This window comes from Streptomyces sp. NPDC026515 (assembly GCF_055567595.1).
In genome coordinates, this window is record NZ_JBVHQD010000045.1 from 1 (window position 1) to 19,829 (window position 19,829).

At 67.1% G+C, this 19,829-nt stretch carries 31 protein-coding genes; all 31 read left to right on the top strand.

Going from position 1 to position 19,829, the window contains the following annotated elements; genetic code table 11:
* Positions 1 to 12: 12 nt before the first annotated feature.
* A complete protein-coding gene (locus ACZ4O3_RS43490; RefSeq protein ID WP_467727943.1) occupies positions 13 to 3,567 on the top strand; it encodes an RHS repeat-associated core domain-containing protein in 3,555 nt (1,184 codons plus the stop codon).
* 9 nt (positions 3,568 to 3,576) lie between these two features.
* A complete protein-coding gene (locus ACZ4O3_RS43495) occupies positions 3,577 to 4,128 on the top strand; it encodes a hypothetical protein (protein ID WP_467727945.1) in 552 nt (183 codons plus the stop codon).
* A 486-nt stretch (positions 4,129 to 4,614) separates the two neighbouring features.
* Positions 4,615 to 4,923: a 30S ribosomal protein S10 gene (gene rpsJ / locus ACZ4O3_RS43500; protein WP_003948644.1), complete on the top strand. Its 309-nt coding sequence runs from the start codon at positions 4,615 to 4,617 to the stop codon at positions 4,921 to 4,923.
* Positions 4,924 to 4,940: 17 nt separating this feature from the next.
* Complete coding sequence (rplC, locus tag ACZ4O3_RS43505; protein ID WP_351318159.1) at positions 4,941 to 5,585, top strand: 50S ribosomal protein L3; 645 nt, start codon at positions 4,941 to 4,943, stop codon at positions 5,583 to 5,585.
* Between the two features lie 7 nt (positions 5,586 to 5,592).
* Positions 5,593 to 6,249, top strand: coding sequence for a 50S ribosomal protein L4 (gene rplD, locus ACZ4O3_RS43510; protein WP_362714468.1), 657 nt, complete (start codon positions 5,593 to 5,595; stop codon positions 6,247 to 6,249).
* Positions 6,249 to 6,668 (top strand): 50S ribosomal protein L23, encoded by a 420-nt coding sequence (rplW, locus tag ACZ4O3_RS43515; RefSeq protein WP_362714470.1) that lies wholly within the window; start codon positions 6,249 to 6,251, stop codon positions 6,666 to 6,668. Before rplD ends, rplW begins: the two co-directional genes overlap by 1 nt.
* A 38-nt stretch (positions 6,669 to 6,706) precedes the next feature.
* Positions 6,707 to 7,543 (top strand): 50S ribosomal protein L2, encoded by an 837-nt coding sequence (gene rplB / locus ACZ4O3_RS43520; RefSeq protein WP_189268841.1) that lies wholly within the window; start codon positions 6,707 to 6,709, stop codon positions 7,541 to 7,543.
* A 12-nt stretch (positions 7,544 to 7,555) separates the two neighbouring features.
* Positions 7,556 to 7,837 (top strand): 30S ribosomal protein S19, encoded by a 282-nt coding sequence (rpsS, locus tag ACZ4O3_RS43525; protein WP_003992359.1) that lies wholly within the window; start codon positions 7,556 to 7,558, stop codon positions 7,835 to 7,837.
* A 44-nt stretch (positions 7,838 to 7,881) separates the two neighbouring features.
* On the top strand, positions 7,882 to 8,229 hold the full coding sequence (gene rplV, locus ACZ4O3_RS43530; protein WP_003974262.1) for a 50S ribosomal protein L22: 348 nt from the start codon (positions 7,882 to 7,884) through the stop codon (positions 8,227 to 8,229).
* The gene (rpsC, locus tag ACZ4O3_RS43535) at positions 8,229 to 9,056 is read left to right on the top strand and encodes a 30S ribosomal protein S3 (protein WP_093499641.1); all 828 of its coding nucleotides are present in this window, start codon (positions 8,229 to 8,231) and stop codon (positions 9,054 to 9,056) included. Before rplV ends, rpsC begins: the two co-directional genes overlap by 1 nt.
* 5 nt (positions 9,057 to 9,061) lie before the next feature.
* Complete coding sequence (rplP, locus tag ACZ4O3_RS43540) at positions 9,062 to 9,481, top strand: 50S ribosomal protein L16 (RefSeq protein ID WP_030788270.1); 420 nt, start codon at positions 9,062 to 9,064, stop codon at positions 9,479 to 9,481.
* A complete protein-coding gene (gene rpmC, locus ACZ4O3_RS43545) occupies positions 9,481 to 9,705 on the top strand; it encodes a 50S ribosomal protein L29 (protein WP_010036720.1) in 225 nt (74 codons plus the stop codon). Before rplP ends, rpmC begins: the two co-directional genes overlap by 1 nt.
* Complete coding sequence (gene rpsQ, locus ACZ4O3_RS43550; protein ID WP_362714473.1) at positions 9,705 to 9,992, top strand: 30S ribosomal protein S17; 288 nt, start codon at positions 9,705 to 9,707, stop codon at positions 9,990 to 9,992. The genes rpmC and rpsQ overlap by 1 nt, the downstream gene beginning before the upstream one ends.
* Positions 9,993 to 10,092: 100 nt before the next feature.
* Positions 10,093 to 10,461, top strand: a complete 369-nt coding sequence (gene rplN / locus ACZ4O3_RS43555) for a 50S ribosomal protein L14 (RefSeq protein WP_003992364.1) — start codon at positions 10,093 to 10,095, stop codon at positions 10,459 to 10,461.
* 2 nt (positions 10,462 to 10,463) lie between these two features.
* Positions 10,464 to 10,787, top strand: a complete 324-nt coding sequence (gene rplX, locus ACZ4O3_RS43560) for a 50S ribosomal protein L24 (RefSeq protein WP_030967306.1) — start codon at positions 10,464 to 10,466, stop codon at positions 10,785 to 10,787.
* On the top strand, positions 10,787 to 11,344 hold the full coding sequence (rplE, locus tag ACZ4O3_RS43565; protein ID WP_467727946.1) for a 50S ribosomal protein L5: 558 nt from the start codon (positions 10,787 to 10,789) through the stop codon (positions 11,342 to 11,344). The genes rplX and rplE overlap by 1 nt, the downstream gene beginning before the upstream one ends.
* Positions 11,345 to 11,349: 5 nt before the next feature.
* Positions 11,350 to 11,535: a type Z 30S ribosomal protein S14 gene (locus tag ACZ4O3_RS43570; protein ID WP_003948630.1), complete on the top strand. Its 186-nt coding sequence runs from the start codon at positions 11,350 to 11,352 to the stop codon at positions 11,533 to 11,535.
* A 213-nt stretch (positions 11,536 to 11,748) separates the two neighbouring features.
* Positions 11,749 to 12,147, top strand: a complete 399-nt coding sequence (gene rpsH / locus ACZ4O3_RS43575; protein ID WP_089099428.1) for a 30S ribosomal protein S8 — start codon at positions 11,749 to 11,751, stop codon at positions 12,145 to 12,147.
* Positions 12,148 to 12,171: 24 nt separating this feature from the next.
* Positions 12,172 to 12,711: a 50S ribosomal protein L6 gene (gene rplF, locus ACZ4O3_RS43580; protein ID WP_362714477.1), complete on the top strand. Its 540-nt coding sequence runs from the start codon at positions 12,172 to 12,174 to the stop codon at positions 12,709 to 12,711.
* Positions 12,712 to 12,714: 3 nt separating this feature from the next.
* On the top strand, positions 12,715 to 13,098 hold the full coding sequence (gene rplR / locus ACZ4O3_RS43585) for a 50S ribosomal protein L18 (protein WP_089099426.1): 384 nt from the start codon (positions 12,715 to 12,717) through the stop codon (positions 13,096 to 13,098).
* A gap of 36 nt (positions 13,099 to 13,134) precedes the next feature.
* Complete coding sequence (gene rpsE, locus ACZ4O3_RS43590; RefSeq protein WP_016645168.1) at positions 13,135 to 13,740, top strand: 30S ribosomal protein S5; 606 nt, start codon at positions 13,135 to 13,137, stop codon at positions 13,738 to 13,740.
* Between the two features lie 2 nt (positions 13,741 to 13,742).
* On the top strand, positions 13,743 to 13,925 hold the full coding sequence (gene rpmD / locus ACZ4O3_RS43595) for a 50S ribosomal protein L30 (protein WP_003974250.1): 183 nt from the start codon (positions 13,743 to 13,745) through the stop codon (positions 13,923 to 13,925).
* A gap of 2 nt (positions 13,926 to 13,927) precedes the next feature.
* Positions 13,928 to 14,383: a 50S ribosomal protein L15 gene (gene rplO, locus ACZ4O3_RS43600; protein WP_007443991.1), complete on the top strand. Its 456-nt coding sequence runs from the start codon at positions 13,928 to 13,930 to the stop codon at positions 14,381 to 14,383.
* Between the two features lie 339 nt (positions 14,384 to 14,722).
* Positions 14,723 to 16,036 (top strand): preprotein translocase subunit SecY, encoded by a 1,314-nt coding sequence (gene secY / locus ACZ4O3_RS43605; RefSeq protein WP_362714480.1) that lies wholly within the window; start codon positions 14,723 to 14,725, stop codon positions 16,034 to 16,036.
* Positions 16,036 to 16,701: an adenylate kinase gene (locus ACZ4O3_RS43610; protein ID WP_362714482.1), complete on the top strand. Its 666-nt coding sequence runs from the start codon at positions 16,036 to 16,038 to the stop codon at positions 16,699 to 16,701. The genes secY and ACZ4O3_RS43610 overlap by 1 nt, the downstream gene beginning before the upstream one ends.
* A gap of 105 nt (positions 16,702 to 16,806) precedes the next feature.
* Positions 16,807 to 17,643: a type I methionyl aminopeptidase gene (gene map / locus ACZ4O3_RS43615; RefSeq protein ID WP_362714484.1), complete on the top strand. Its 837-nt coding sequence runs from the start codon at positions 16,807 to 16,809 to the stop codon at positions 17,641 to 17,643.
* Positions 17,644 to 17,883: 240 nt separating this feature from the next.
* Positions 17,884 to 18,105, top strand: a complete 222-nt coding sequence (gene infA, locus ACZ4O3_RS43620; protein ID WP_003948620.1) for a translation initiation factor IF-1 — start codon at positions 17,884 to 17,886, stop codon at positions 18,103 to 18,105.
* A gap of 61 nt (positions 18,106 to 18,166) precedes the next feature.
* A complete protein-coding gene (gene rpmJ / locus ACZ4O3_RS43625) occupies positions 18,167 to 18,280 on the top strand; it encodes a 50S ribosomal protein L36 (protein WP_003998809.1) in 114 nt (37 codons plus the stop codon).
* Positions 18,281 to 18,487: 207 nt separating this feature from the next.
* Positions 18,488 to 18,868 (top strand): 30S ribosomal protein S13, encoded by a 381-nt coding sequence (gene rpsM, locus ACZ4O3_RS43630; protein ID WP_020941684.1) that lies wholly within the window; start codon positions 18,488 to 18,490, stop codon positions 18,866 to 18,868.
* A gap of 70 nt (positions 18,869 to 18,938) precedes the next feature.
* Positions 18,939 to 19,343 (top strand): 30S ribosomal protein S11, encoded by a 405-nt coding sequence (rpsK, locus tag ACZ4O3_RS43635; protein WP_003956432.1) that lies wholly within the window; start codon positions 18,939 to 18,941, stop codon positions 19,341 to 19,343.
* A 124-nt stretch (positions 19,344 to 19,467) separates the two neighbouring features.
* Positions 19,468 to 19,829 (top strand): DNA-directed RNA polymerase subunit alpha (locus ACZ4O3_RS43640; RefSeq protein WP_467593142.1); only part of this gene is annotated, 362 nt, incomplete at its 3' end.

Below are 19,829 nucleotides of genomic sequence, written 5' to 3' on the forward strand. Positions count from 1 at the left end.
GGCATGAAAGCCATGAGCCTCGCCGTGAAGGGCCTGGGCAAGAACGCCCGCGGCATGCTGGCCGAAGGCGCGGAGGGCGCGTTCAACCGGCTGAAAAGCGTGGTGCGTTCCAAGGGCAGCGACCCGGTCGACATGGCCACCGGCGCGATGTATCTCCCGCAGAGCGACGTGGAGCTGCCCGGCCTGCTGCCGCTGTCCTTCACCCGCCGGGTCGCCTCCGACTACCGCTGCGGCTGGTGGTTCGGACCTGGTTGGGCGTCGACGTTCGACGAGCGTCTGGAGGTCGACGAGCACGGCGTCGTCCACGTCACCGAGGACGGCCTGCTCCTCGCCTACCCGCACCCCGCCGCACCACATGCCGCCGTCTGGCCGGAGGCCGGCCCCCGCCGCCCCCTGACCCGCCACGACGACGGCGGCTATCGCGTCACCGACCCCCTCACCGGCCACACCCGCCACTTCGCCCGCCCGGCCGCCGACGGCACAGCCCTGCTCATCCGGATAACCGACCGCAACGAGCACACCATCACCTTCGACTACGACGAGCAGGGCGCCCCGGTCGCGATCCGGCATTCCGGCGGCTACCACCTGCGTGTCACCACCGACGAGGGCCGCATCACCACCCTCGCCCTGGCCGGCGCCGCGGCCGACGGCTCCGATGCCGTGGTCAAGCGCTACGGCTACACCGACGGCAACCTCACCGAGACCGTCAACTCCTCCGGCCTGCCCCTGCGCCTCACCTACGACGAGCGGCTGCGCGTCACCTCCTGGACCGACACCAACAACAGCCGCTACGCCTACGTCTACGACCGCCACGACCGCTGCGTCGCCGAGGGCGGCGACGCCGGTCACATCACCATCACCCTGGCCTACGACGGCACCGACCCCGCCTGGCCCGACTGCCGCATCACCACCCTCTCCACCGCCGAAGGCGCCACCACACGCTTCGTCATCAACGCCACCAGCGACGTCATCGCCGAGACCGACCCCCTCGGCAACACCACTCGCACCTCCTACGACCGGCACCACCACCTGCTGTCTCACACCGACGAACTCGGCCACACCACCGGCTACACGAACGACGAACACGGCCGACCGCTGACCGTGACGTATCCGGACGGAACCCGTTCGACGACGGCGTACAGCGACATCGGACTGCCCACCGAGATCGTCACCAGGGACGGCGGGTCCTGGAGGCGCACCTACGACGCACGCGGCAACGGCCTCACCCTCACCGATCCGACGGGAGCCACCAGCCACTTCCGCTATGACGAACGGGGATGTCTGACCGAGTTCGTCGATCCACTCGGCCGTACGACGCGGCTCGTGTGCGACGACACGGGTCTCGTGGCCGAGGCGATCGACCCGCTCGGCGGCCGCACCGTCGTGGAGCGGGACGGTTTCGGCCGGACGGTTTCCGAGACGGACCCCCTGGGCGAGGCCACCCGATGGTCGTGGAGCACGGAGGGCCACCTGCTGGGCGCCGTCCATCCGGACGGCGGTACGGAGTCGTGGACCTACGACGCCGAAGGCAACTGCCTCAGTCACACGGACACCGCCGGAGCGGTGACGTCCTACGAGTACACCCACTTCGACCTGCTCAGCGCTCGCACCGTACCCGGGGGTGCCCGCCACCGGTTCGAGTACGACGCCTCCCTCCGGCTGACCCGCGTCGTGGACACGGCGGGCAGTACCTGGGACTACGCCTACGACGCGGCCGGGCGGCTCACCGCCGAGTCGGACTTCGACGACCGCGCGTTCCGCTACGCGTACGACGCGGCCGGGAGACTCACCGCCCGGACGACACCCCTCGGGCAGGTCGTCCGGTACACACGTGACGCCATGGGACGGCCGGTGCGCATCGACGCCGACGGCGCGAGCACCGATCTCGCCTACGACGCGGAGGGCAGACTGGCGGGCGCCGTCTGGCCCGGCGGACAGCTCTCCCGCACCTACGACGCCGCGGGGCAGTTGACCTCGGAGACCGTTGACGGACGCGTGCTTCGTCTCACCTACGACGCGGCCGGCCAGCTGGTGGGCCGCAGGACGCCCTCCGGGACGGACACCGTCTACTCCTTCGACGCCGCCGGCCGGCGGATCGCGCTGGCCACAGGCGGGCGCACCGTCGTCTCCGCCCACGACGCGGCCGGCCGGGAGACGGACCGTGCCTGGGAGGGCATGGCGCACCTGGCCCTGACCTGGAACAGCTCGGGCAGGCTGGTCGCCCAGCGGGTCACCGGCGCCAGCGGCGCGCTGCTCGCTCCGCAGGAGTACACATGGCGGCCCGACGGCGCGCTGCTCGCCGCCGGCGAGCGGCGCCACACCTACGACGCGGCCGGAAGGATCGTGCGGGTGCGGGCGGCCGAGTGGACCGAGACGTACGCCTACGACGCCTCCGGGAACCAGACCGAGGCGGCCTGGCCCACGTCCCACCCGGGCGCGGACGCCGCCGGACCTCGTGAGTACGCGGGAAGCCGTCTCGTCTCGGCCGGACGAACACGCTACGAACACGACGGCGCGGGGCGTCTGGTCGTGCGGCGACGCACCCGGCTGTCACGGAAGCCCGATGTGTGGCGCTACACGTGGGACGCCCAGGACCGGCTGACCGGGGTCGCCGGCCCGGACGGGAGCGGGTGGCGCTACGCCTACGACCCGCTCGGGCGTCGCATCGCCAAGCAGCGCCTGGCTCCCGACGGCGGAGTCCTGGAGGAGACCCGTTTCAGCTGGCACGAGGGCATCCTGGTCGAAGAGTCCACCACCTCGGCCGACATGCCCGAGGAGCGGACCACGACCTGGGAGTTCGACGAAAGCGGCATGGACCCGCTGACACAGACGGACCGCCGGGTGGCCGCCGCCACGATGTCGCAGGAGGAGGTCGACAGCCGTTTCTACGCCATCGTCACCGATTCCATCGGATCGCCCACGGAGCTTCTCGACGAGCGGGGCACGGTCGTCTGGCGCCGGACCTCCACCCTGTGGGGGTCGACCACGTGGAACGCCGATGCCTCCGCGTACACGCCGCTGCGTTTCCCGGGTCAGTACCACGATGCGGAGACGGGTCACCACTACAACCTGCACCGCCACTACGATCCCGAGACCGGCCGGTATCTCAGCCCGGACCCGCTGGGCCTGAGCGCCGCACCCAATCCGAACACGTACGTCCACAACCCGTTGACGTGGTCCGATCCCTACGGCCTCTCGCCCTACCAGCCCATCCGGGTGCGGGCGGGGCAGCAGGTGAAGAAGGGCACCCCGTTCGAGATGAGTCCGCCCGAGCGCGAGTTCGTCCAGAAGCTCCTGGAGAAGCGGACGAACCTGCGTGTCTACCGGACGCACGGCAAGCAGGCCGAAGGCGACTTCGTGATCGTCGACATGACCAACAAGAAGAACCGGGTCGGGTGGGTCGTGGACCACAAGATGAACGCGGAGAAGGTCACCAAGGGAAACCAGTTCACGAATGCCGCCCGGGCCGCGGAGGCCGTCGGAATCCCACGGGGCAGCTTCGAGATCGCGACGGGTGACACGGAGAAACTGCTGGACATCCTGAGCCGCCGGCGCAGTGAGTGGTAGGAGTTGAGAGTGATCGTTCTGCCCAGGCTGCTCGATGAACTGCTCGGCCAGGTCGACGAGAGACGTGCGGCACACCTGGCACTGGACTTCGCCCGTCACGCGCTCGAAGTCCAGGAGGCGGAGATCGAGCCGGGGGTGATGGCCGCGTGCCAGGAGTGCCTCGCGGCGGCGCACGAGGCGATCGATCTCGGCGAGGCGGGCCCACGGCTGCTCCGGGCGCACGAACGGCTCTACGAGGCCGCCGAGCGGTGGGAGGGCAACCGCAACCGGCTCGCTCCGGGCGCGGGGCTGACCGTGCAGGCCGTTCGTGTGGGCTGCCAGCGGATGATGGAGAAGGCGCGCGGGTGCGGCACGCCCAGCTCCCTGATCACCGTGCGGGACGTCGCGCACGAGATCCAGGCGGACCTCGGCCGCGGAGCCGCGAGCCGGTTCCCGGACCACGGCGACGACCCCCGGCAGGCCGGACGTCTCGCCCGCTGGGAGGAGGCACGCTGGCAGGTACGGCACGTCATCGCCACCGAGCCCGCTCCGGGCGGGAGCGCGCCGCGGCCGCCGTCGTAACGGGGGATCCGCCTCGCGGGAGGCCGCCCGGCGAGCGGTGCGAGCGGGGTCCGGTCGGCCGGGTGTTTGACCTACGTCACCCTGGGGGTATTCTCTCCGGCTCGATTGGCCAGCCCCCTGTCCCGTATGGCAGACTAGCGGGGTTGCTCGGTCGAGTGTTGATGCTGCGCGCCTCCCGCCGGGGGGACCGGAAGCGAGTCCCACAGTACTCGTCGTCCTAACTGCCACTACGGCAGCACTGGGACGGACGTACGGGAATCTTTCGGGAAGCAAGGTGCGGCACCGGCCAGGCGCCCGGTGGGCCTTTCGCCCTCGGCTTGCGGTTCCGGAAGGGCCGTGTGCATTCCCCGCAGGGATGTTCGAACAAGGGGCATCTGTGTCAGCGGGAGCGCGACACGCCCGACCGCGTGGGTCGGAGGAACGAAGGCAGCAGAAGGAATCCGCCGGGTTCCAGAGCGTTGACAGAGACAGGACTACTGAGTAGCCATGGCGGGACAGAAGATCCGCATCCGGCTCAAGGCCTACGACCACGAGGTCATCGACTCCTCGGCGAAGAAGATCGTCGAGACGGTGACCCGCACTGGTGCGTCGGTCGCGGGCCCGGTGCCGCTGCCCACTGAGAAGAACGTGTACTGCGTCATCAAGTCGCCGCACAAGTACAAGGACTCGCGCGAGCACTTCGAGATGCGCACGCACAAGCGCCTGATCGACATTCTCGACCCGACCCCCAAGACCGTTGACTCTCTGATGCGACTCGACCTCCCGGCCGGTGTCGACATCGAGATCAAGCTCTGAGGGCCGGTGATCTGAGAATGGCTAAGCAGATCAAGGGCATCCTGGGCGAGAAGCTCGGCATGACGCAGGTGTGGGACGAGAACAACCGTGTCGTCCCGGTCACCGTCGTCAAGGCCGGCCCCAACATCGTCACCCAGGTCCGTACGAACGACGTCGACGGCTACGAGTCCGTCCAGCTCGCCTTCGGCGAGATCGACCCGCGCAAGGTGAACAAGCCCCTCAAGGGTCACTTCGCGAAGGCCGACGTCACCCCCCGTCGTCACCTCGTCGAGATCCGGACGGCCGACGCCACCGAGTACACCCTCGGTCAGGAAGTCACCGCCGAGGTCTTCGAGGCCGGCGTGAAGGTCGACGTCACCGGCAAGAGCAAGGGCAAGGGCTTCGCCGGTGTCATGAAGCGTCACAACTTCAAGGGCCTCGGCGCCGGTCACGGCACCCAGCGCAAGCACCGCTCTCCCGGTTCCATCGGTGGCTGCGCCACCCCGGGCCGCGTGTTCAAGGGCCTCCGCATGGCGGGTCGCATGGGCAACGAGCGGGTCACCACCCAGAACCTGACCGTCCACGCCGTTGACGCGGAGAAGGGTCTGCTGCTCATCAAGGGCGCGGTTCCCGGTCCGAACGGCGGCCTCGTCCTGGTCCGCACCGCGGCCAAGGGGGCCTGAGGTACCGATGAGCACTGTTGACATCCTTTCGCCTGCCGGCGAGAAGACCGGTAGCGTCGAGCTCCCCGCGGAGATCTTCGGCGTGGAGAAGGTCAGCATCCCGCTGATCCACCAGGTCGTCGTCGCGCAGAACGCGGCTGCCCGCCAGGGCACGCACAAGACCAAGACCCGTGGCGAAGTCCGTGGTGGCGGCAAGAAGCCGTACCGCCAGAAGGGCACCGGCCGCGCCCGTCAGGGCTCGACCCGCGCCCCGCAGTTCGCCGGCGGTGGCGTCGTCCACGGCCCGCAGCCGCGTGACTACTCGCAGCGCACCCCGAAGAAGATGAAGGCTGCCGCTCTGCGTCACGCCCTCACCGACCGGGCGCGCCACAACCGCATCCACGTCGTCACCGGCGTGGTCGAGGGCGAGAACCCCAGCACCAAGGCCGCTCGCACGCTGTTCGGCAAGATCTCGGAGCGCAAGAACCTGCTCCTGGTCGTCGACCGCGCCGACGAGGCCGCGTGGCTGTCCGCCCGCAACCTGCCCCAGGTCCACATCCTGGAGCCGGGCCAGCTGAACACGTACGACGTGATCGTCTCGGACGACGTGGTCTTCACCCAGGCCGCTCTCGAGTCCTTCGTCGCCGGCCCGAAGGCCAACGACACCGAAGGGACCGAGGTCTGATGGCTATCCGTCACCCGAGCATCGCCTCGAAGGCCGCCAAGGCCGCCAAGGCCGCGCGCGTCGCCAAGGCGCGCCGCCACGAGGCCGAGGGCAAGAACACCGTCGAGACCCCGCTGAGCAAGTCCTTCACGGACCACCGTGACGTGCTGCTCAAGCCGGTCGTCTCGGAGAAGAGCTACGCGCTTCTGGACGAGGGCAAGTACACGTTCATCGTCGCCCCCGGCGCCAACAAGACCCAGATCAAGCAGGCCGTCCAGGCGGTCTTCGACGTCAAGGTCACCGGGGTCAACACCCTCAACCGCCAGGGCAAGCGCAAGCGCACCAAGACCGGTTTCGGTCAGCGCGCGGGCTCCAAGCGCGCGATCGTGACCCTCGCCGAGGGCGACCGTATCGACATCTTCGGCGGTCCGACCGCGTAAGCGGGTCGGATCGTCCGATATCGGACGAGGACTGAGAAATGGGAATCCGCAAGTACAAGCCGACTACGCCGGGCCGTCGTGGCGCCAGCGTCGCCGACTTCGTCGAGGTCACGCGGTCCACGCCGGAGAAGTCGCTGGTCCGCCCGCTGCACAGCAAGGGCGGCCGTAACAACGCCGGTCGTGTGACCGTTCGCCACCAGGGTGGCGGACACAAGCGCGCCTTCCGAGTGATCGACTTCCGTCGTCACGACAAGGACGGCGTGCCGGCGAAGGTCGCGCACATCGAGTACGACCCCAACCGCACCGCGCGCATCGCGCTGCTGCACTACGCGGACGGCGAGAAGCGCTACATCCTCGCCCCGCGCAACCTGCAGCAGGGCGACACCGTGGAGAACGGTCCCGGGGCCGACATCAAGCCGGGCAACAACCTGGCCCTCCGCAACATCCCGGTCGGTACCACGATCCACGCGATCGAGCTCCGTCCCGGCGGTGGCGCCAAGTTCGCCCGTTCCGCGGGTGCCTCGGTGCAGCTGCTCGCCCGTGAGGGCGCCATGGCGACCCTCCGTATGCCGTCCGGCGAGATCCGCATGGTGGACGCGCGCTGCCGCGCCACCGTCGGTGAGGTCGGCAACGCCGAGCAGTCGAACATCAACTGGGGCAAGGCCGGCCGCAAGCGGTGGCTGGGCGTTCGCCCGACCGTCCGTGGTGTCGTCATGAACCCGGTCGACCACCCGCACGGTGGTGGTGAGGGCCGGACGTCCGGTGGTCGTCACCCCGTCTCCCCGTGGGGCAAGAAGGAAGGTCGTACTCGTTCGCCCAAGAAGGCGTCGAACAAGTACATCGTCCGCCGCCGCAAGACGAACAAGAAGCGTTAAGGACTGGTTGAGATGCCTCGTAGCTTGAAGAAGGGGCCCTTCGTCGACGACCACCTGATCAAGAAGGTGGACGCCCAGAACGAAGCCGGCACCAAGAACGTCATCAAGACCTGGTCCCGCCGCTCGATGATCGTCCCGGCCATGCTGGGTCACACCCTCGCGGTGCACAACGGCAAGACCCACATCCCGGTGTTCGTCACCGAGTCGATGGTCGGCCACAAGCTCGGCGAGTTCTCGCCGACCCGCACCTTCCGGGGCCACGTCAAGGACGACCGGAAGTCGAAGCGCCGCTAGTAGCGGATCGCATTCAGACACGTAAGTAACTGAGAGGGACAACCATGGAAGCCAGGGCCCAGGCGCGGTACATCCGCGTTACGCCCATGAAGGCCCGCCGCGTGGTGGACCTTATCCGTGGCATGGATGCCACGGAGGCTCAGGCTGTTCTGCGATTCGCTCCGCAGGCAGCCTCCGTGCCGGTCGGCAAGGTGCTCGACAGCGCCATCGCCAACGCCGCGCACAACTACGACCACACCGACGCCGACAGCCTCTTCATCTCCGAGGCGTACGTCGACGAGGGCCCGACCCTGAAGCGGTTCCGGCCGCGTGCCCAGGGCCGTGCCTACCGGATCCGCAAGCGGACCAGCCACATCACCGTGGTCGTCAGCAGCAAGGAAGGAACCCGGTAATGGGCCAGAAGGTTAACCCGCATGGGTTCCGGCTCGGTGTCACCACGGACTTCAAGTCCCGGTGGTACGCCGACAAGCTGTACAAGGACTACGTCAAGGAAGACGTCGCCATCCGTCGGATGATGACGTCCGGCATGGAGCGCGCCGGCATCTCGAAGGTCGAGATCGAGCGCACCCGTGACCGCGTCCGCGTGGACATCCACACCGCGCGTCCGGGCATCGTCATCGGCCGCCGCGGCGCCGAGGCCGACCGCATCCGCGGTGACCTGGAGAAGCTGACCGGCAAGCAGGTCCAGCTGAACATCCTCGAGGTCAAGAACCCGGAGACGGACGCTCAGCTGGTGGCCCAGGCCGTCGCCGAGCAGCTCTCCTCCCGCGTCTCCTTCCGCCGTGCCATGCGCAAGAGCATGCAGTCGGCGATGAAGGCCGGCGCCAAGGGCATCAAGATCCAGTGCGGTGGCCGCCTCGGCGGCGCCGAGATGTCCCGCTCGGAGTTCTACCGCGAGGGCCGCGTGCCCCTGCACACGCTCCGCGCGAACGTTGACTACGGCTTCTTCGAGGCCAAGACGACCTTCGGCCGCATCGGTGTGAAGGTCTGGATCTACAAGGGCGACGTCAAGAACATCGCCGAGGTCCGCGCCGAGAACGCCGCAGCCCGCGCCGGCAACCGCCCGGCCCGTGGCGGTGGCGCTGGTGACCGCCCGGCCCGTGGTGGCCGTGGTGGCGAGCGGCGCGGTCGCAAGCCGCAGCAGGCTCCCGCTGCCGAGGCCCCCCAGGCCGAGGCCGCTGCCGCTCCGGCTGCTGAGAGCACCGGAACGGAGGCCTGACCGACATGCTGATCCCCCGTAGGGTCAAGCACCGCAAGCAGCATCACCCGAAGCGTCGTGGTGAGGCCAAGGGCGGTACCACGGTCGCGTTCGGCGAGTACGGCATCCAGGCCCTCACGCCGGCGTACGTGACCAACCGCCAGATCGAGGCGGCTCGTATCGCGATGACCCGCCACATCAAGCGTGGCGGCAAGGTCTGGATCAACATCTACCCGGACCGCCCGCTCACGAAGAAGCCTGCCGAGACCCGCATGGGTTCCGGTAAGGGTTCTCCCGAGTGGTGGATCGCGAACGTGCACCCGGGCCGGGTCATGTTCGAGCTGTCCTACCCCAACGAGAAGATCGCCCGTGAGGCCCTGACTCGCGCAGCCCACAAGCTGCCGATGAAGTGCCGGATCGTCAAGCGCGAGGCAGGTGAAGCGTGATGTCGGCCGGTACCAAGGCGTCCGAGCTGCGCGAGCTGGGCAACGAGGAGCTGCTGAACAAGCTCCGCGAGGCCAAGGAAGAGCTGTTCAACCTCCGCTTCCAGGCGGCGACGGGTCAGCTCGAAAACCACGGTCGGCTCAAGGCCGTCCGCAAGGACATCGCGCGGATCTACACCCTGATGCGTGAGCGCGAGCTGGGCATCGAGACGGTGGAGAGCGCCTGATGAGCGAGAGCAACGTGACTGAGAACACTGAGGCGCGCGGCAGCTTCCGCAAGACCCGTGAGGGTCTCGTCGTCAGCGACAAGATGGACAAGACCGTCGTCGTCGCCGTCGAGGACCGCGTCAAGCACGCGCTGTACGGCAAGGTCATCCGCCGTACCAACAAGCTCAAGGCGCACGACGAGCAGAACGCCGCGGGTGTCGGCGACCGTGTCCTCCTCATGGAGACCCGGCCGCTGTCCGCCACGAAGCGGTGGCGCATCGTCGAGATCCTCGAGAAGGCCAAGTAATTCTCCTGCGGGGCATCCCTCGCAGGACAGTTCCGCCAGGCTCCGGGGGCCGTTCTCCTGAACGGCCCCCGGGGAACCGGCAGACACACAGGAGATAGACGTGATCCAGCAGGAGTCGCGACTGCGCGTCGCCGACAACACTGGTGCGAAGGAAATCCTTTGCATCCGTGTGCTCGGTGGCTCCGGTCGCCGCTACGCGGGCATCGGTGACGTCATCGTCGCCACCGTCAAGGACGCGATCCCCGGCGGCAACGTGAAGAAGGGTGACGTCATCAAGGCGGTCATCGTTCGCACCGTCAAGGAGCGCCGCCGTCCGGACGGCTCGTACATCCGCTTCGACGAGAACGCCGCCGTCATTCTCAAGAACGACGGTGACCCTCGCGGCACCCGCATCTTCGGCCCGGTCGGGCGTGAGCTGCGCGAGAAGAAGTTCATGAAGATCATCTCGCTGGCTCCGGAGGTGCTGTAAGCATGAAGATCAAGAAGGGCGACCTGGTCCAGGTCATCACCGGTAAGGACAAGGGCAAGCAGGGCAAGGTCATCGCGGCCTACCCCCGCGAGGACCGTGTCCTGGTCGAGGGTGTCAACCGGGTCAAGAAGCACACCAAGGCCGGTCCGACCGCTCGCGGTTCGCAGGCCGGCGGCATCGTCACGACCGAGGCGCCCGTCCACGTCTCCAACGTCCAGCTGGTCGTTGAGAAGGACGGCAACAAGGTTGTCACGCGTGTCGGTTACCGCTTCGACGACGAAGGCAACAAGATCCGCGTTGCCAAGCGGACGGGTGAGGACATCTGATGACTACCACCACTGCTCCGCGTCTGAAGCTGAAGTACCGCGAGGAGATCGCGGGCAAGCTGCGTGACGAGTTCAGCTACGAGAACGTCATGCAGATCCCCGGCCTCGTCAAGATCGTGGTCAACATGGGTGTCGGCGACGCCGCCCGTGACTCGAAGCTGATCGAGGGCGCGATCCGCGACCTGACCACCATCACCGGTCAGAAGCCGGCCGTCACCAAGGCCCGCAAGTCCATCGCGCAGTTCAAGCTGCGTGAGGGCCAGCCGATCGGTGCCCACGTCACGCTCCGTGGCGACCGCATGTGGGAGTTCCTGGACCGCACCCTGTCGCTCGCGCTGCCGCGCATCCGCGACTTCCGTGGTCTGTCCCCCAAGCAGTTCGACGGCCGTGGCAACTACACCTTCGGTCTCACGGAGCAGGTCATGTTCCACGAGATCGACCAGGACAAGATCGACCGCACCCGGGGTATGGACATCACCGTGGTGACCACGGCGACCAACGACGCTGAGGGCCGCGCGCTCCTTCGTCACCTCGGCTTCCCGTTCAAGGAGGCGTGAGCGAGATGGCGAAGAAGGCTCTGATTGCCAAGGCTGCTCGCAAGCCGAAGTTCGGTGTGCGTGGCTACACCCGCTGCCAGCGTTGTGGCCGCCCGCACTCCGTGTACCGCAAGTTCGGCCTGTGCCGCGTGTGCCTTCGTGAGATGGCTCACCGTGGCGAGCTGCCGGGCGTGACCAAGAGCTCCTGGTAATCCGCCCTTTAGGGATTCCAGAGGCTCTCGGTAAGCAATGGGCGTGTCAGGTGCCCACCCCTTCATGGCTTAGGCTTGGAGGGTTGGGCGCCTGACAGTCGCCCGTACGACTTACTACGCCGTAGGTCCACCGCGCCGCACCCGCCCCGTCTCGGATCGGGGAGAGGGATGGCGCACCAGGAAACCCCGGCGAGAGAGGCCACAGGCCAATTCATGACCATGACTGATCCGATCGCAGACATGCTGACGCGTCTGCGGAACGCGAACTCGGCGTACCACGACTCCGTGACGATGCCGGCGTCCAAGATCAAGTCTCACATCGCGGAGATCCTCCAGCAGGAGGGCTTCATCACGGGCTGGAAGGTCGAGGACGCCGAGGTCGGCAAGAACCTCGTCCTGGACCTGAAGTTCGGTCCCAACCGTGAGCGCTCCATCGCGGGCATCAAGCGGATCTCCAAGCCCGGTCTCCGGGTGTACGCGAAGTCCACCTCCCTGCCCAAGGTGCTGGGCGGCCTCGGCGTGGCGATCATCTCCACGTCTCACGGGCTCCTCACCGACAAGCAGGCCGGCAAGAAGGGCGTAGGCGGGGAAGTCCTCGCCTACGTCTGGTAGCAGAAGGGAACGGAGGAAACAGCTATGTCGCGTATCGGCAAGCTCCCCATCGCGGTTCCCGCCGGCGTGGACGTCACCATCGACGGTCGCACGGTGAAGGTCAAGGGCCCCAAGGGCGAGCTGACCCACACCATCGTGGCTCCGATCGACATCGCCAAGGGCGAGGACGGCACTCTCGCGGTGACCCGCCCCAACGACGAGCGTCAGAGCAAGGCCTTGCACGGCCTGTCCCGCACGCTGGTGGCGAACATGATCACCGGCGTGACCCAGGGTTACGTGAAGAAGCTCGAAATCAGCGGCGTCGGTTACCGCGTGACCGCCAAGGGTGCGAACCTCGAGTTCGCGCTCGGTTACAGCCACCCGATCGTGGTCGAGGCCCCCGAGGGCATCTCCTTCAAGGTGGAGAACCCGACCCGCTTCCAGGTCGAGGGCATCGACAAGCAGAAGGTCGGCGAGGTTGCGGCCAACATCCGCAAGCTGCGCAAGCCTGACCCGTACAAGGCCAAGGGCGTCAAGTACGAGGGCGAAGTCATCCGCCGCAAGGTCGGAAAGGCGGGTAAGTAAGCCATGGCATACGGACAGAAGATCCTCAAGGGCGACGCCTACAAGCGCGCCGCGATCAAGCGCCGTCACATCCGGATCCGTAAGAACATTTCCGGTACGGCGGAGCGTCCCCGTCTGGTGGTTACCCGCTCGAACCGCCACATCGTGGCCCAGGTGATCGACGACATCAAGGGTCACACCCTGGCGTCGGCGTCCACGCTGGACACCTCGGTCCGTGGTGGCGAGGGTGACAAGTCCGCGCAGGCCAAGCAGGTCGGCGCCCTGGTCGCCGAGCGTGCCAAGGCCGCCGGTGTCGAGGCCGTGGTGTTCGACCGTGGTGGTAACCAGTACGCCGGGCGCATCGCCGCCCTGGCGGACGCCGCCCGCGAGGCCGGGCTCAAGTTCTGAGCCGCTTGTAGCTAGCGGAAAGAGAGAGGTAATCCAATGGCTGGACCCCAGCGCCGCGGTGGCGGTGCCGGTGGCGGCGAGCGGCGGGACCGGAAGGGCCGTGACGGCGGCGCTGCTGCCGCCGAGAAGACCGCGTACGTTGAGCGCGTTGTCGCGATCAACCGCGTCGCCAAGGTTGTGAAGGGTGGTCGTCGCTTCAGCTTCACCGCGCTGGTCGTGGTGGGCGACGGTGACGGCACCGTGGGTGTCGGTTACGGCAAGGCCAAGGAGGTGCCGGCCGCCATCGCCAAGGGTGTTGAGGAGGCCAAGAAGCACTTCTTCAAGGTCCCCCGTATCCAGGGCACCATCCCGCACCCCATCCAGGGTGAGAAGGCTGCCGGCGTCGTCCTGCTCAAGCCCGCGTCGCCCGGTACCGGTGTTATCGCCGGTGGCCCGGTGCGTGCCGTGCTCGAGTGCGCCGGCGTTCACGACATCCTGTCGAAGTCCCTGGGCTCCGACAACGCGATCAACATCGTGCACGCGACCGTGGCGGCCCTCAAGGGCCTGCAGCGTCCCGAGGAGATCGCGGCCCGCCGCGGTCTGCCCCTCGAGGACGTCGCTCCCGCGGCTCTGCTGCGTGCGCGTGCCGGGGCGGGTGCGTAATCATGGCGCAGCTCAAGATTACGCAGGTCAAGTCCTACATCGGCAGCAAGCAGAACCACCGTGACACCCTGCGTTCCCTTGGTCTCAAGGGCATCAACACGCAGGTCGTCAAGGAGGACCGCCCCGAGTTCCGCGGCATGGTGCACACCGTCCGCCACCTCGTGACGGTCGAGGAGGTCGACTGATCATGGCGGAGAACAACCCGCTCAAGATCCACAACCTCCGTCCCGCCCCGGGCGCCAAGACCGCCAAGACCCGTGTGGGTCGTGGTGAGGCGTCGAAGGGTAAGACGGCTGGTCGTGGTACCAAGGGTACGAAGGCCCGTTACCAGGTGCCGGAGCGCTTCGAGGGTGGCCAGATGCCCCTCCACATGCGTCTTCCGAAGCTGAAGGGCTTCAAGAACCCGTTCAAGACCGAGTTCCAGGTCGTGAACCTCGACAAGCTGGCGGCGCTGTACCCGGAGGGTGGCGAGGTCACCGTCGAGGGGCTCGTCGCCAAGGGTGCCGTTCGCAAGAACAGCCTCGTCAAGGTGCTCGGCCAGGGTGAGGTCTCCGTGGCGCTCCAGGTGACGGTCGACGCCGTCTCCGGCTCCGCCAAGGAGAAGATCACCGCCGCCGGCGGCACCGTCACCGAGCTCGTCTGAGCCCGGTGACCGTCTGACCCAGGTCAGCGGAGACGGCCGGGGACGGCCCTCGCAAGAGGGCGTCCCCGGCCGTTCTCATGCCACGGGTTGTCGATCAGCCGTTCGACCCGGACGGTTGTGGCATGCCCGTGCGAGCGGTAAGCGGTTTTTATACGCACGTGTTCGAGACATTGCCCTGGAAGAGCCATGCGGATCGGTGTCCCGTAAGGACCTCGATATGGGTAGGCTGGGCCGCTGGTATCCAGCGCCGTCTTGGCGTGCCGTAATCTCGTTCCACAGGCCATCAAACCCTTAGTCATCCACCTCACGCGCGCACACGCGGGGGTCGCAGGAGGCACCGTGCTCACCGCGTTCGCCCGGGCGTTCAGGACGCCCGACCTGCGCAAGAAACTGCTCTTCACGCTGGCCATCATCGTGGTCTACCGGGTCGGTACCCACATCCCGATCCCCGGCGTCAACTACAAAGCCGTTCAGACGTGTGTGAACGAGGCCTCCGGCAACCAGGGCCTGTTCGGTCTCGTCAACATGTTCAGCGGTGGCGCGCTGCTCCAGATCACGATCTTCGCGCTCGGCATCATGCCGTACATCACCGCCAGCATCATCCTTCAGCTGCTGACCGTGGTCATCCCGCGTCTGGAAGCCCTGAAGAAGGAGGGCCAGGCGGGCACGACGAAGATCACCCAGTACACCCGCTACCTGACGGTGGCGCTCGCCATCCTGCAGGGCACCGGCCTGGTGGCCACCGCCCGCAGCGGCGCGCTCTTCTCCGGCTGCACCGTCGCCTCCAGCATCGTTCCGGACCAGGCGATCTTCACCACCATCACGATGGTGATCTGCATGACCTCCGGTACGGCCGTCGTCATGTGGCTCGGTGAGCTGATCACCGACCGCGGCATCGGCAACGGCATGTCGATCCTGATGTTCATCTCGATCGCCGCGACCTTCCCGTCCGCGCTGTGGGCCATCAAGAAGCAGGGCACGCTGGCCGACGGCTGGATCGAGTTCGGCACCGTCATCGCGGTCGGCCTGGTCATGGTCGCCCTGGTGGTCTTCGTCGAGCAGGCCCAGCGCCGGGTCCCGGTCCAGTACGCGAAGCGCATGATCGGCCGCCGGTCCTACGGCGGTACGTCGACGTACATCCCGCTCAAGGTGAACCAGGCCGGTGTGATCCCGGTCATCTTCGCCTCGTCGCTGCTGTACATCCCGGCACTCGTGGCGCAGTTCGCCGGCGGCAACTCGGGCTGGAAACAGTGGATCAGCACGAACCTCACCAAGGGTGACCACCCGATCTACATCACCCTGTACTTCCTGCTGATCGTCTTCTTCGCGTTCTTCTACGTCGCTATCTCCTTCAACCCCGAGGAAGTAGCCGACAACATGAAGAAGTATGGTGGCTTCATCCCGGGTATCCGGGCTGGCCGACCGACCGCTGAGTACCTGTCGTACGTGCTCAACCGGATCACCTGGCCGGGTTCGCTGTATCTGGGGCTGATCGCTCTCGTACCGACGATGGCGTTGGTTGGCTTTGGGGCAAGCCAGAACTTCCCGTTCGGTGGCACCAGCATCCTCATCATCGTGGGTGTGGGCCTCGAAACGGTGAAGCAGATCGAGAGCCAGCTTCAGCAGCGCAATTACGAAGGGTTCCTCCGCTGATGCGAATCGTCCTCGTCGGGCCGCCCGGTGCCGGTAAGGGAACGCAAGCCGTTCGCCTCGCCGAGAAGCTGAAGATCCCGCACATCTCCACGGGCGACCTGTTCCGGGCCAACATCAGCCAGCAGACGGACCTCGGGAAGCTCGCGAAGTCCTACATGGACGCCGGCAACCTCGTCCCGGACGAGGTCACCATCGCCATGGCCAAGGACCGCATGGAGCAGCCGGACGCGACCGGCGGTTTCCTGCTGGACGGGTTCCCGCGGAACGTCTCGCAGGCCCAGTCTCTCGACGAGCTGCTGAAGAACGAGAGCATCAAGCTCGACGCGGTACTGGACCTGGAGGTCCCGGAGGACGAGGTCGTCAAGCGGATCGCGGGTCGCCGCATCTGCCGCAAGGACAACGGCCACGTCTTCCACGTGACGTACAGCCCGCCGAAGACCGAAGGTGTCTGCGACATCTGCGGCGGCGAGCTCTACCAGCGTGACGACGACTCCGAGGACACCGTCCGTACGCGGCTGGAGGTCTACCACACGCAGACCGAGCCCATCATCGACTACTACAAGTCGCAGGGCCTGGTCCGTACGATCTCCTCGCTGGGCCCCGTGGAGGAGATCACGCAGCGGGCGCTGGAAGCGCTCGGACGGGACGAGGACGACAAGAAGTAGTTCTGCGGCGGTTCCGGCCGCGGTGCCCCCTCGGGTGCCGCGGCCGTACTGTTGTACAGATATCCGGTTGACGTTGACGTGAGTGACGGAGAGCGCAGGCCACCCATGGTGCAGATCAAGACCCCCGAGCAGATCGCCAAGATGCGGGCGGCGGGCCTGGTCGTAGCGGCCATCCACGCGGCCACCCGCGAGGCGGCGGTCCCCGGTGCCAGCACCAAGGACCTGGACGAGGTCGCCCGCAAGGTGCTCGCCGAGCACGGCGCCAAGTCGAACTTCCTCGGGTACGGCGGCTTCCCGGCCACCATCTGCACGTCCGTCAACGACGTGGTCGTCCACGGCATCCCCGCGGAGGACGTCGTTCTCAAGGACGGCGACATCATCTCCATCGACTGCGGTGCGATCGTCGACGGCTGGCACGGTGACGCGGCCTACACGGCCTTCGTGGGCTCCGGCCACGCTCCGGAGCTGATCGAGCTCTCCCGGGTGACCGAGGAGTCGATGTGGGCCGGCATCGCGGCGATGAAGCAGGGGAACCGGCTGGTGGACGTGTCCCGGGCCGTCGAGACGTACATCCGCCGCCAGCCGAAGCCGGGCGGCGGCCGGTACGGGATCATCGAGGACTACGGCGGCCACGGCATCGGCACCGAGATGCACATGGACCCGCACCTGCTGAACTACGTCGACCGGCGCCGGGGCAAGGGTCCGAAGCTGGTCCCCGGGTTCTGCCTGGCCATCGAGCCGATGGTGTCGCTGGGCACGCCGCGGACCGAGGTGCTGGAGGACGACTGGACGGTCATCACGACCGACGGGACGTGGTCCTCGCACTGGGAGCACAGCGTGGCACTGACCGAGGAGGGTCCGCTGGTGCTGACGTCTCCCGACGGGGGCAGGGCGAAGCTCGCCGAGCACGGGATCGCGGCCGCGCCGGATCCGCTGGGCTGAGCATCATTTCTTCGGCACCGGGGGCCGTCAGGGTCGCTCGCGCGGTTCCCCGCGCCCCTGACGGGGTGCTCCACATGAGCGTGCTTAATGATCTGCTCCGCGGGGCAATCTCTCTCGATTCGTCTTTCCGGGTGCACTGACGTAGACTGACTCGTCGGCTCTCGTGCACCCGCATGCCCGCATGCGCCCGAAAGGGAAAGTGCGAGAGTCGATCAAGGTAGTCGATTCGAAGGGCGAAGCGTGGCCAAGAAGCAAGGTGCCATCGAGATCGAGGGCACTGTCGTCGAGTCTCTTCCGAACGCGATGTTCAAGGTCGAGCTCCAGAACGGCCACCAGGTCCTGGCACACATCAGCGGCAAGATGCGTATGCACTACATCCGCATCCTCCCTGACGACCGGGTCGTGGTGGAGCTGTCTCCGTACGACCTGACGCGTGGCCGGATCGTCTACCGATACAAGTAGATCTTGCCCAGGTCCCGTGTGAGCGGGGCTGCCGGCAACTGACCCGGAGAACCTCAATCCCATGAAGGTCAAGCCGAGCGTCAAGAAGATCTGCGACAAGTGCAGGGTGATCCGCCGTCACGGTCGGGTCATGGTCATTTGCGAGAACCCGCGCCACAAGCAGCGCCAGGGCTGACGCACGACCGATCCCTCTGCATTCATCGCAGAGTTTCGCGCGACGCAAGCTGAATTTGTTCATACGCAGGGCCCGAGCCGACACGGCTCGACACCCCCGGCTCGGAGGCCGGGGACCCAGGCCGTACCTACTCTTCGACACAGAAGAGGCCGGCGGCCGGGATCCGGTCCTGCGGAAGACCTCCGATGATCACCAGGAGCCATTGAAGTGGCACGCGTTTCCGGTGTTGACATCCCGCGCGAAAAGCGCGTGGAAGTCGCCCTCACCTACGTGTTCGGCATCGGCCGCACGCTCTCCCAGCTGACGCTGGCCGAGACCGGCATCGACCCGAACACCCGCGTCCGTGACCTGACCGAAGAGCAGCTGGTCGCGATTCGTGAGTACGTCGACAACAACATCAAGACCGAGGGTGACCTCCGTCGCGAGATCCAGGCCGACATCCGCCGCAAGGTCGAGATCGGCTGCTACCAGGGTCTGCGTCACCGCCGCGGCCTGCCCGTCCGCGGTCAGCGCACCAGCACCAACGCCCGCACCCGCAAGGGCCCGCGTCGCGCCATCGCCGGCAAGAAGAAGCCGGGCAAGAAGTAGTCCTCAGCGGACAACGCTTCATCAGCGGTCTTCGCTGTAGGACCGACCACCTCCCCGTAGGAGTTACTAGATGCCCCCCAAGGGTCGTCAGGGCGCTGCCAAGAAGGTGCGCCGCAAGGAAAAGAAGAACGTCGCTCACGGCCACGCGCACATTAAGAGCACGTTCAACAACACGATCGTCTCCATCACGGACCCGTCCGGCAACGTGATCTCCTGGGCCTCCGCCGGCCACGTCGGCTTCAAGGGCTCCCGGAAGTCCACGCCGTTCGCCGCGCAGATGGCCGCCGAGTCGGCTGCCCGCCGCGCCCAGGAGCACGGCATGCGCAAGGTCGACGTGTTCGTGAAGGGCCCGGGTTCCGGTCGTGAGACCGCGATCCGCTCCCTGCAGGCCACGGGCCTCGAGGTCGGCTCCATCCAGGACGTCACCCCGACCCCGCACAACGGCTGCCGTCCGCCGAAGCGCCGCCGCGTCTGACGCGACGCCTTCGGGCCTGAGGTCTCCGGGCGGTACGGCTCCGTGAAAGGGCCGTACCGCCCGTACCCTTGCAGTACCAGCAGGGCGTCAAATAGCGGGCGCCCGCGACTGAAGGATCCACACCATGCTGATCGCTCAGCGACCCTCGTTGACCGAAGAGGTCGTCGACGAGTTCCGCTCCCGGTTCGTGATCGAGCCGCTGGAGCCGGGCTTCGGCTACACCCTCGGCAACTCCCTGCGCCGCACCCTCCTGTCGTCGATCCCCGGCGCTGCCGTCACCAGCATCCGTATCGACGGTGTCCTGCACGAGTTCACCACCGTGCCGGGCGTCAAGGAGGACGTCACCGACCTGATCCTCAACATCAAGCAGCTGGTCGTCTCCTCGGAGCACGACGAGCCGGTCGTGATGTACCTGCGCAAGCAGGGCCCGGGTCTGGTCACCGCCGCCGACATCGCGCCCCCGGCCGGTGTCGAGGTGCACAACCC